General features: G+C 61.7%; 10 protein-coding genes and 3 pseudogenes. 7 read left to right on the top strand and 6 right to left on the bottom strand.

The annotated features are described in order from the left end of the window. Positions 1 to 305: hypothetical protein (locus SB786_RS26015; protein WP_410729990.1), on the top strand; the 305-nt coding region annotated here is incomplete at its 5' end. Positions 306 to 403: 98 nt separating this feature from the next. Here SB786_RS26015 and SB786_RS26010 read toward each other — a convergent pair. After that, positions 404 to 1,342, bottom strand: a complete 939-nt coding sequence (locus SB786_RS26010) for a LysR family transcriptional regulator (RefSeq protein ID WP_410729996.1) — start codon at positions 1,340 to 1,342, stop codon at positions 404 to 406. Positions 1,343 to 1,608: 266 nt separating this feature from the next. Between SB786_RS26010 and SB786_RS26005 the strand changes: the two genes are divergently transcribed. Further along, positions 1,609 to 2,025 carry a nuclear transport factor 2 family protein gene (locus SB786_RS26005; protein ID WP_410729989.1) on the top strand — a complete coding sequence of 139 codons (417 nt, stop codon included), beginning with the start codon at positions 1,609 to 1,611 and terminating at the stop codon, positions 2,023 to 2,025. A gap of 247 nt (positions 2,026 to 2,272) precedes the next feature. Here the strand turns inward: SB786_RS26005 and SB786_RS26000 are convergent, their stop codons facing one another. The 4 genes and pseudogenes from SB786_RS26000 to SB786_RS25985 all read right to left on the bottom strand — a co-directional run. Beyond that, complete coding sequence (locus tag SB786_RS26000; RefSeq protein WP_410729988.1) at positions 2,273 to 2,830, bottom strand: DUF2867 domain-containing protein; 558 nt, start codon at positions 2,828 to 2,830, stop codon at positions 2,273 to 2,275. Positions 2,831 to 2,965: 135 nt separating this feature from the next. Further along, a pseudogene (locus SB786_RS25995) lies at positions 2,966 to 3,233 on the bottom strand (2-dehydropantoate 2-reductase N-terminal domain-containing protein); the annotation flags it as partial. Between the two features lie 98 nt (positions 3,234 to 3,331). Next, positions 3,332 to 3,946 (bottom strand): NIPSNAP family protein, encoded by a 615-nt coding sequence (locus tag SB786_RS25990; RefSeq protein WP_410729987.1) that lies wholly within the window; start codon positions 3,944 to 3,946, stop codon positions 3,332 to 3,334. Between the two features lie 294 nt (positions 3,947 to 4,240). Continuing rightward, positions 4,241 to 4,744: pseudogene (locus SB786_RS25985) on the bottom strand (SDR family NAD(P)-dependent oxidoreductase); the annotation flags it as partial. Positions 4,745 to 4,779: 35 nt separating this feature from the next. Between SB786_RS25985 and SB786_RS25980 the strand changes: the two are divergent. Further along, a pseudogene (locus SB786_RS25980) lies at positions 4,780 to 5,690 on the top strand (cupin domain-containing protein). Positions 5,691 to 5,758: 68 nt separating this feature from the next. On the opposite strand, the gene SB786_RS25975 reads toward SB786_RS25980, so the two are convergent. Continuing rightward, positions 5,759 to 6,433 (bottom strand): TetR/AcrR family transcriptional regulator, encoded by a 675-nt coding sequence (locus SB786_RS25975; RefSeq protein ID WP_410729986.1) that lies wholly within the window; start codon positions 6,431 to 6,433, stop codon positions 5,759 to 5,761. A gap of 84 nt (positions 6,434 to 6,517) precedes the next feature. Here SB786_RS25975 and SB786_RS25970 point away from each other — a divergent pair, with 84 nt between their 5' ends. The 4 genes from SB786_RS25970 to SB786_RS25955 all read left to right on the top strand — a co-directional run bounded on the left by SB786_RS25970 (position 6,518) and on the right by SB786_RS25955 (position 10,390). Next, positions 6,518 to 7,636 (top strand): FAD-dependent oxidoreductase, encoded by a 1,119-nt coding sequence (locus tag SB786_RS25970; protein ID WP_410729985.1) that lies wholly within the window; start codon positions 6,518 to 6,520, stop codon positions 7,634 to 7,636. A 182-nt stretch (positions 7,637 to 7,818) separates the two neighbouring features. Further along, positions 7,819 to 8,262, top strand: coding sequence for an SDR family oxidoreductase (locus SB786_RS25965; RefSeq protein ID WP_410729984.1), 444 nt, complete (start codon positions 7,819 to 7,821; stop codon positions 8,260 to 8,262). Between the two features lie 432 nt (positions 8,263 to 8,694). Then, the gene (locus SB786_RS25960; RefSeq protein ID WP_410729983.1) at positions 8,695 to 9,339 is read left to right on the top strand and encodes a hypothetical protein; all 645 of its coding nucleotides are present in this window, start codon (positions 8,695 to 8,697) and stop codon (positions 9,337 to 9,339) included. Between the two features lie 4 nt (positions 9,340 to 9,343). After that, on the top strand, positions 9,344 to 10,390 hold the full coding sequence (locus SB786_RS25955) for a competence protein CoiA (protein WP_410729982.1): 1,047 nt from the start codon (positions 9,344 to 9,346) through the stop codon (positions 10,388 to 10,390). The last annotated feature ends 134 nt before the right edge of the window (positions 10,391 to 10,524 follow it).

The raw sequence follows: 10,524 nt of genomic DNA, 5'->3' as shown, positions 1-10,524 counted from the left end.
TTCGGCGAGCGATTCACGCAGGCGCGTGGATAACCTGTTGTTCAACCGCCTCGCCCACAAAAATGCGGACAGGTTCGAAGCATGCATGCACCGAAGGCGTCGCTTTCGAGCGCGATCGGTTTGCCGTCCATCATGTCATCGAACTGTTGTCTGCCGTGCTCGCCGAGTTCATGTGTCACGGCGTCCACCCACGCCGCCTGCGTCAATGCATTGCCGGCAGCACGGCGTTTGAGGAGCGACAGCACAAGATCGTCCAGCGAGCGCTTGCATGGAATACCAAGTCGGCAGGCACCGCCTTTTCATGAAGGTGCGGAACTGCTCCCGCCGGATGTAATGAAAGACTGCCCATGCCGACCTTATCCGACAGAACCGCGAACCTCCCCCTACAACCTCCTGGACGGTTCTAGCCGAGTGCTTGCCGTCGTCGTTTCCGATCCGCGGTTTCAGTAACCAGATGCTCGCCAAAATGGGTGCGCACAAAATCCACGAAGACGCGGACCTTGGGCGTCATTTTCCGATTGCTGGGCCACACCACGTGGATACTGTTGTAATCCTTCACGTACGGATCCAGTAAGGTTTTCAGGCGTCCGTCGGCGAGCGCGGTCCTGGCGGAAAAGTCAGGCACGCATGCAATCCCGCGGCCTGCCAGCGCCATATAAACCAACATGTCCAGGCTGTTGCACACCATCGACAACGGCAACGACGCGCCAGCCGCTGTGAACGTCGAAGGCCGCAGCGGCCACTGGTGCAGTTTTCCAGTGGGTGTCCAGCGATAGTGCAAACAGGCATGACTAAAAAGATCATCCGGATTCGCTGGCACTCCCTCTCGTTTGAGATACACCGGCGAGGCGACCAGACAGGCGCGCCACGAACCCAGCGGTCGGGAGACGAGCCGTGAATCCCGAAGCGCGCTCCCGCGAATGACGACATCGAATCCTTCATCGATTACATCAACCAGTCGATCAGTGAAATCAAGATCGAGTTCAATCTCGGGATGCTGCTCCATGAAGGCTGAAAGCACGGGAAAGGGCAGCCCCGCCGAATGCGATAATCCCACCCTTAACCGCCCTCGCGGATGCCGGGCCATTGCGCTGAGCTCATCTTCGGCCGCCTGAACTTCCCCGAAAATCCGTCGGCATCTGTCCAGAAACATCTCGCCTTCGGACGTAAGCCGGACGCTTCTCGTGCTGCGCTGGAAAAGCCGCACGCCAACGCGCTCTTCAAGCCTGGAAATGCTTTTGCTGATGGCTGACGCCGAGATGCCGAGCTCCCGCCCGGCGGCGGCGAAGCTCCGGGTTCTCGCAGTGTGGACAAAGACTTCCAGCCCTCCCAGCGCACTCAAATTTTCCACATGAGCCCCACACACATTATTCATGACATTTTTGTCATGGCTGACATGAACGCTACCCCCGTTAATTACCCAGGTCAATGGCATTACGATGGATTTGGAAGGCAGCTTGCCTTTATGAGGCATGGGGTTACGCGCCTTCAAGGCATCACAGTTAGATTTGTAGGGCGCGGAGCAATTGAGCGAACGTCAGGTCGCTCATCGTTTCGACAACTAAACGCGCAGAACCCGCGCCGCCGACTCATCAGGAGAAATTTCTTATGTTAACTACCGAGCATCTCGATGCTTATCTCGACGCCATGGGCAGGCGCGATGTCGAAGGAACCAAGGTCCATATGGCAGACAACGTCGTCCTTCGAAGCCCAATCGCTCCCGCCCCCTTCCAAGGCAAGGAGCGCGTCGCAGATGTCCTGACCCAGCTTCTCGATACGGTGGAGGCCTTTGAACCGAAGCTTCTCCTTCGCGAAGGGGCTGATTTCGTCGCCGTCTTCACGATCAGGCTGGGCGACCAGGTGATCGACGGCATGGATCACATGCATCTAAACGATGCGGGCCTTGTCGATAGCATGACAGTGGCATGGCGCCCGCTTCCGGCAGTGGTTGCAGTCCAGCAGAAGCTCGCGCCGAAATTAGGCGGTAGGGCGATGAGGCTGGTTCCGACGGATCAAGCTCCCTGAGTCACTGGCGAGCGCGGTCGCCACTGCGTGGGATGTGGGGCACCGCCGAAGTCGGACAGCGGCGCGGTCGCGGATGAAGTCTGATAGCGTGAGCCAGGAGCCAGATAACAGCTTCGCCGATGGAGAGGACAGTCAGTCCCGATGTATGGGAGAAATTGCCGCCGACGAAAAGACTCAACACAATGGTCGACACCATCTAAACGACGCGAGGAAAGTCGAAGCAATTCGACGGTGGTGAAAGACAGCGTCAGGTCCGGCCAGCTTCAGTAGCCTGCAGGCGCCTTGCCAGGCGGGCCAGACTGGCGCGCACGACCAGACGGTGAAACGGCTCGATGACCGCAAGATAGGTGCGGCCAAGCCTGCCGTGACAATGCACTACCGTGGTCGCATACAGATGCTGGCCGTTCGACGTTTGCTGACGCAGAAGCGAAAGGCAGAAATCCAGATGAATATCGTTTTCGCCCAGAACGATTTCGTCCTGATCCTCGCGTTGTATCGGAAAAAATTCGATGATGTGCGTTCGCGGTGCCGTCAGGCGCATCTGACTGGACGTTTTCACTCCGAATACGCGTATTACCGTGTCCCGAACGAGCATGAGGAGCCGAAACCATACGGGTGGGGACCGAAACATGGTCGCGGCGAGCGCACGCATGTCCGACGGTGTTCCGGAGGGGAGATCGACGGCGTAACAGTCGAGAAGGTCCGCATCCCTGAACTGTCCGACGATGCAACTGTTCTCGGGCGGCATCTCGCCTCTGGCGCGTCGGCCGGCGTCTTCGTACGATTCCCTGGTGTCCACGACCATACTGGCGCGGCGAGCAGTTCATGACCCGTTTGAATGCCGCGCTGAAAGTAATTGTGATGAGTCGATGGAATGGAGCGAAGTAAATGGATCTTCGCCACTTATGTTGTTTCCTCGCGGTGGCCGAAGAACTCTATGCGCGAAGAGCGTTTTTTGTTCAACGCCGTTCTGCAACACGCAGACCACAGTCCTGTTCCCGCACAAGGCAGACAGCCATGGCGCGGCCGCCTCCACCTGTGTGGACTTTACTGCGACAAAGACCAGGTCGAACGTACTTTCGACTTCAGCAGGATTGGTTCGCACGGGTCCCGGCACCGCGATGCGACCACCCAGGGCTGCTTGCCACGGTCGTGCCGATTGCCCCAGGCCCCACGAGGGCGATCGTAGGATTTCCTGTCATCGTCATTGTCTTCCCGGTAGTCTGTATGGGTCGTGGAGCAGGCAGGCGCACCCATCAATATCCGTGAGGCACGTGCTCTGGATCTGCACATCGCGCGCGCGACGTCAGCACATTGGCGACCACGCTTCAGGCAGGCAGATCGTCGAGGTTGCCCGCTCGATCTGCTGCGGGCCACCGTCAGGCGGCCATAGCCCCTCGGCATAGTGACGTGCCCGTAACGCCATACGCTCCTCGAGGCTTGAGAATCCCCAGATGTGGGTGATGCGAGGCGGGCCGTCGAGTGCATACATGTTTGCGACCAGATGCGATGTGTAAGCTTTGGCAGGGCCGACGGCCTTCTCCCAGGCCGCGATGGTTGGCGCAATGCCACCGGGTTTCAGCCAGTAGCGGCGAAACTCGTAGAATCTGCCAAATGTCGCGGGTTCGACTTCTGGCAAAAAAGGAAACAGCGCATAGCTTTCCATGTCTATCCGGATCCGCGGGTTCCCGGTATGAAACGGCCGCTGGTCCATATAAGCCCGCTCACGTTCATGCTGGAGTTCGGACATGGTCTTGAACTTGCGCAGGACGATGATTCGCCCGAGCTCGCCAATCTCCGTGCGCCACGATCCAAGCACGATACCGGTCGCGTTGGTATCGGACACCCACCGGCGCGCACCGTCGGATACGGTGTCCTGTTCCAGAAGGGAGCACGAAAGCGTCGTTAGCTCGTACAGCATCTAAATCTCCTTTACCGGTTCTGAAAGGCACATTCCGGTGTTTCCCTGCACTGAAAGGCGGGCGCTACCGTTGCCGGGGGCAGCATAGTTTCAGGCCGCGCCAGTCACTGGCCTACATCTGATTGGCAGAGAACCCGTCCGCCGCAGTCCACTCGCGGATCTCGCCGCGCCTCTGGAGAACGGACGGCGCGAGATGTTGCCCGCTTGCGCGCTCCGCCGGGCCTGGCCGTGATCGCTCGAGTTCTGTCCAACGATGTCGGCGCGGTGACAACCTTTATGGCGTCGCCTGGGTGGTCAGCTCACACCCCCCAAGGCCACCGCGTCGGCCCCTGCAGGAATCCGCAGCGGACTCGATGCATCGGTCACCGCACGCCACACCGCTTCGGCGACATCCTGCGCATGCGTGATCGGTCCCGGTTCGCTGAACCTGGCCATGAACCCCTTGACGAGATCGGCATAGGCCTCGTGGTCGAGACCCTGCATGCGAGAGTTGCCATTCTCGGCGAAACGGGTTTCGGGCGCACGTCCCGGAATCACAAGGTGTGCGCGCACGCCGAACTGTCCGAGCTCGAGGGCCATCGACTCGGTGAACGCATTCACCGCCGCCTTGCTCGCCGTGTAGGCCGCGATCAGCGGGAGGGCCCGCAGCGTCACGGACGATGTCACGTTGACCACGACGCCGGCCCGGCGTTCCCTGAACTGCGGCAGCACCGCCTGTGTCATCGCCATCGTGCCGAAGGTGTTGCTCTCGAAAACCTCACGTATCGTCGCCATCGAGGTGACCTCGAACGGCGCCGCTCACACGTCCATGAATCGTTAGCAGGAGTCCGGAAGTGATCGATCCGCTTGCAGAGGTTGTCACGCTTCTTCAGCCGGGCGCAGGTATTCGAAGCTCGTTCTCGGCGCCGGGCCGTGGCACATCCGCCGCTCGGATGCCGGGCAACCGTTTTATTGCGTCGTTCTCGAGGGTGCGTGCCGCCTTGTAATTGACGGGCACGAGCCGATCGAACTCCGCTCCGGAGATTTTGTCCTGGTGCCTGAGTCGTACGGCGTGGCGATGTCCAGCAGTGCGCCATGCCCGGTCGACACCCCCGGGAGCACGCCCGTTGCGGTCGCGCCCGGCGAATTCCGGATCGGCAATCAGGACGGTCCGGCGGACCTTAGGATGCTCGTCGGCCATTGCAGCTTCAGCTCTCCCGATTCGAACCTGCTGGTGTCGTTGCTTCCCCGGGTCGTGCATGTGCGTGGCGAACCGCGTCTTGCCACCCTCGTCGAGCTCGTACGGGACGAGTTCCGCGAACGCCGCCCAGCGCGCGAGGTCATCCTCGCGCATCTGCTCGAGGTACTGCTTATCGAAGCACTCCGCTCGACGGCTGCGACGCCCATGTCGTGCGGTCTCGTACGGGGGCTCGCCGACGAACGCCTTGCCGTCACGTTACGCCGGATGCACGAAAGTCCCACGCGCGCGTGGACCGTTGCGCAATTGGCGAAGGAGGCCGCCCTTTCCCGTTCGGCCTTCTTTGAGCGTTTCAGTCGCGCTGTCGGTCTGGCACCGATAGCCTATCTGCTGAACTGGCGCATGGCGCTGGCCAGGAACATGCTCCGGCAGAGCGACGCAAGCATCGCCGAAATCGCGGAACGCGTTGGCTACGGTTCGGCGAGCGCATTCAGCGTCGCCTTCAGCCGCCATGTTGGACTACCGCCGGCGCGTTATGCGCGGCAGCATCCTGATCCTGCATCCTGAGGAGCGCTCAAGGCCGGAAGCTCAGCATGCCTCCCTGGAAGATGGCTAGCGCGTGAGCGCTGCCGCTCTTACACATCTGGCTTGACGCAGGCGCCGGCCAGGATGAAGTCGACGCCGGCGAGGAATTGTTGGCGATCATCATGCTCGCGCAGTTGCGCCGCCACCCGCCGCACGAATGGACGCGATTCGGGATCATCCTCAATCCAGCGGGTGGCTATGGCCGCCAGCCATGCCCGGCGATCCGACCCGCCCGGAAGCAGGCGGGCGTTAGCCGCGTTCTGTCCGGCTACGCCCAAAATGTAGTTTGTCAGCGCGGAGGCGCAATCGAATTGTGCGTCGGCAGAGACTCCAAGCGCCTCAAGCCCCTGGCCAACCCGCTCGAAAATGTCCCCGACCGAGGGATGCCACGGTTCTTGGGAAAGGTGAGCGCCGGCCCATGGGCGAGCGTTGATCGTGTCGAATACCTTCAGCGCGATGGCGCGCAGCGCGGCCTTGGGCTCTGCTTCGTTGGCCACTTCCGCCAGCGCACGCGCGAAGACCTCCCTCGTTGCGGCGGCAAGCAGGTCGTTCCGATCTGCGACATGCCAGTAGATCGCACCGCTGCCCGTCGCCAGGTGTGTCGCTAGCGCCCGGAATGTCAGGGCGGCCTCGCCACGTGCATCGAGAATCTCAATCGCGGCCTGGACAATCCGCAGCCTGGAGAGGGCGTCGGCGCGCCGCACGGTTTGTTGAGCTCGTTTCACCACAAGGTCATCCTTACACGTCTGGAACGGCGTTCCAATGAGTGTAGTATGGAACATTGTTCCATCATACTTCGAGGTTAGGTCATGACCACTTCCGTCACCATCATCGGCGCAGGGCTGGGCGGCCTGACCCTCGCCCGCGTGCTCCGCTTGCATGGCGTCATGGCTACAATTTACGAAGCGGAGCCCTCCGAGCGGGCCCGTCCCCAAGGAGGCATGCTCGACATTCACGAGCACGACGGCCAGCGTGCGCTCGCTGCGGCAGGTCTGACGGACGCGTTCCGCGCGATCATTCACGAAGGTGGCGACGCGACACGCGCGCTCGACCGGCTGGGCAATGTGCTGCTCGATCAGGCCGGAGACGGCATGCGTCCCGAGGTGCTCCGGGGCGACCTGCGGCGGGTTCTCATGAACGCCTTGCCCGCCGGAACGATTCGGTGGGGACGGAAGCTGGCCGGAACCAGGGCCCTCGGCGCCGGTCGTCATGAGTTGACTTTCACCGACGGCTCAACTGTCGAGACCGAATTACTCGTCGGGGCCGATGGCGCCTGGTCGAAGGTGCGCCCGCTGTTGTCGGCCGCCGAACCCGCCTATGTCGGCGTGTCCTTCGTCGAGACCTACCTGCATGACGCTGATCGGCGGTTTCTGGCGGCGGCTGCGGCGGTGGGGGCCGGCGGAATGTTCGCGCTTGAACCGGGCAAGGGGATCACCGCCCATCGGGAGCCGGCAGGCGTGCTCCACACCTACGTTCAATTGATGCGGCCTGTGTCCTGGTTCGCGGAAATCGACTTCAACGACGCTGCGGCGGCCAAGGCGCGGATCGCTGCGGAATTCGACGGATGGGCGCTGCCGCTCACCACGTTGATCACCGGCAGCGACACCGCGCCCGTTCTGCGAACGATCAATGCGTTGCCAATCGGCCATCGATGGCATCGTACCCCAGGCGTGACGCTGCTTGGTGATGCCGCGCATCTATCGCCCCCTGTCGGCGACGGCGCAAACCTGGCCATGCTCGACGGGGCTGAACTGGGCGAGGCCATCGTTGCCCACCCTGGTGACATGGAGGGTGCGCTGGCGGCCTACGAAGCGGCGATGTTCTCGCGCAGCGAGGCCGCGGCCGCGGACGCGCATCGTGTCCTGGATCTCTGCCTGGACGCACGCGCACCTTTCAGCCTGATCGACTTCCTCACCGCCGGGGAGTGAACGGCCACGGTTAGGTGTATAGACGACCTCCGCTTCAGGACGGCACCATCCAGTATCCGGATGGTGAGGTGCCTTTTGGGGGGCCTCCTTCGGGCGTAGTAGTGAGGGTCGAGCGATCGACAGATTTGCGCTGACAAGAAAACGAAAAAGCCGCCTCTGCGTGAACAGAGGCGACACGCGTCGTGGACACCGACCTGGCGGCCGCTCGCGAATTCTTCGAGTTGCGTTATTGGGGCGTGCTCGCTGCGGTGCAGGCGGCAAGTCCCCATATGCGACCCGGCGGCTCGATCGTCTTGACTGGCGGGACTTCGGCACGGCGCCCGCCAGCGGGCTTTGCCTTTGCGGCGAGCATTTGCGGGGCTATCGAGTCGCTAACGCGGGCCCTTGCCATCGAACTCGCCCCCATCCGGGTCAACGCGGTCGTGCCCGGAATGGTCGTCACCGATCTCTGGTCCGGAATTCCGACCGAGACGGGCGAACACATTTTCCGCGAAACTGCTGCGAAGCTGCCCGTGGAGCGAGTTGGCATACCTGACGATCTCGCTGAGGCCTACCTTTCGTTCATGCGACGGGGCTACACGACTGGTCAAGCTGTGGTCGTGGACGGCGGTGGAACCCTCGTGTAGTCGTTCTGCAAACCTCAGCTGCGTCGGGTAAATGAAATGGGTCGTGCGCCACGCAGCGTCTAGGCTGTCTGCCGTGCAGGGTTGCTTTGTGCCATTTCGATCTTGTAGAACGGCCTCTATTGCCTCCGTTGAACAATACGGCTTCAACGAGCGATTCAGTTTTTACAGTCGAGCCATCGGTGAGGAAGTGATGCCAAAAGTAATTCTGGTGCACCCCTCGGTCTACCGTCGTCCCGGCGACGACGCCATCAGGCGCACTGCGATTCCTGTCGCGCGCCGGTGGCACTCGAGTGGAACGGTGGTGTACAGCTGCGCTACGGGAAAAACTCCCGGGATTGAGGGCATTGTGATACCTAACATGCCGATATAGAGTGACCGCAGTCGTGAGCCGGTGCATCAGGCTCGAAGCGATGGGAGTTTTCGGGGACAAAAATGAACATGCGTTGGGTATCGGGCGGAATAGCCCTACTGGTTTCTGCACACGCCGTAGCTGGATTGTTCGGTTCGGACGGCAGCACCTACGAGGAATGCATGGAGGCAAGGCGCAGCGAAGTCAAAAACACCGCGCAGTACACCATTGCCGCCGATTACTGCCGCCAAAAGCACCCGCTGCCAAAGCTTGTCGACCCATTTGACCCAGCTACCGCGGTTCCCGAAGACCCGGTCGAACTGCATACGATTTCAGGGCTTGACCCAGCAAACGCAATAGCTAGGCCGGCTATCGCCGCGATAGCGTTGACTCATGTCTCGGTGGCCCACGACGGGCAACAGTACGGTGGGGTAAGAAGTCCCGACTTCCGATGGTTCACCAGAGCGGACATCACCAACCGCAATCGATTCCCGCTGACTGCCGTTTTGCTCGGTGTTACTCAACGCGGAACGAAGCGATGCGACTGGAGCGCGCGGCAATACACGGAGGTCTATCAATGCAATGGCTACGCCGGCAGCGAGATGAGCGGTAGCTTCAGATGCGACATCCCTGATAGCGAAAATCGTCGCAACGCCGACTATTGCGTGGTGGGTCTGGGTATCACGAGTTCGCGCGCAGACCTCAATCGCTACCTTCCAGGAAAGTGAGTAGATGCCGCTGAAATGTCTGTCTTCTGACGGTCCGGTCCACGCGTTCGACTATTCCCGCGAGCAGTTCGAGCTGCTGCGCCTGAAGCACAACAGCCAGCGGCACCTGTCATTCAAATGCTGCGCCGGGCAGGTGGGCCTGCGCGTCTCGTCGACGGGCTTCCAGCACTTCTACCATGTAAAGCGCGGCGGTTGCCGGTATGACGGGGAGTCGCTCGAGCACCTGCAGGCGAAGGCGACCATTGCACAGGCTGCTCGCCAGGCAGGCTGGTCGGTGGAAATCGAGGCGGAAGATGAGCAGGGACGTTGGCAGGCCGACGTGCTGCTGAGCCGGGGCAGCGTTAGGCTGGCGTTCGAAGTGCAGTGGAGCGCCCAGACCTGGGCAGAAACGCTGGTGCGGCAGCAGCGCTATGCAGACAGCAAGGTCAGAGGGTTGTGGCTGTTTCGTCGCCCGACTTATGAGCCGTCTGAGAAGACGCCGGCCTTCCAACTGCGAAAAGCCGACACGCCCAGTGGCTTCGAAGTGCTTGTCTCGCCACCAAACGAGAAGTGGGTGCTGTCCCGCGACCCCGATGACTGGCGCGACCTGGCGGCATTCGTGAGCAGCGCGCTGCAGCGCAGGCTCAGGTTCGGGATGGGGGCCGGTGCGCGGCGCTTCAGTCTGCAGTACGCGGTGCACGAGGCCGAAAAACCTTGCGGGTGCGGTGCTGAGGTCGTCGTTCCGTACTCGCTGGTCGCTACGCCGCTCGACCTCGCGGGCCACCGTCCGTATCGGTGGCACAAGGACCAGCCCTGGCGCTATCCGCACGCGTGGCGCCAGGCGTTCCGCACTGCAACCAGAGCACCCGAAGGCTCAAAATCGCTTACGCCACTGGGGTGGACGCGCACACCCAGCGTCGATTCGTCTGGTGCTGCGGGCAATGCGGCGCGCCGGTGCGGGTGGATGGTGCAACCTACGGTCAGGTCAATGTCGCGGATACGGTGGTCAGCGCGCTGCCGGCGCCGAAGTCGAGGTCCCCAGAGGCCGAGTTCGCGAATCGCTGGTGGATAAATCCGGAGACGTCTGCTGGCTGAGCCGGCGGCGCAGGGAGGGAACCCACGTCGACTGCGCCGGAGTTGCGGCCGATTTTCCGAGGCGGCATAATCGCTCATAAGGTGTGTGATTCATGGACATCGTTTCAACTA

This window comes from Burkholderia sp. SIMBA_062 (genome assembly GCF_046534765.1).
Taxonomy (GTDB): Bacteria; Pseudomonadota; Gammaproteobacteria; order Burkholderiales; family Burkholderiaceae; genus Burkholderia; species Burkholderia ambifaria.
Note: the sequence above shows the minus strand (reverse complement) of the source record. Positions and strands in the feature narration are given on the sequence as shown.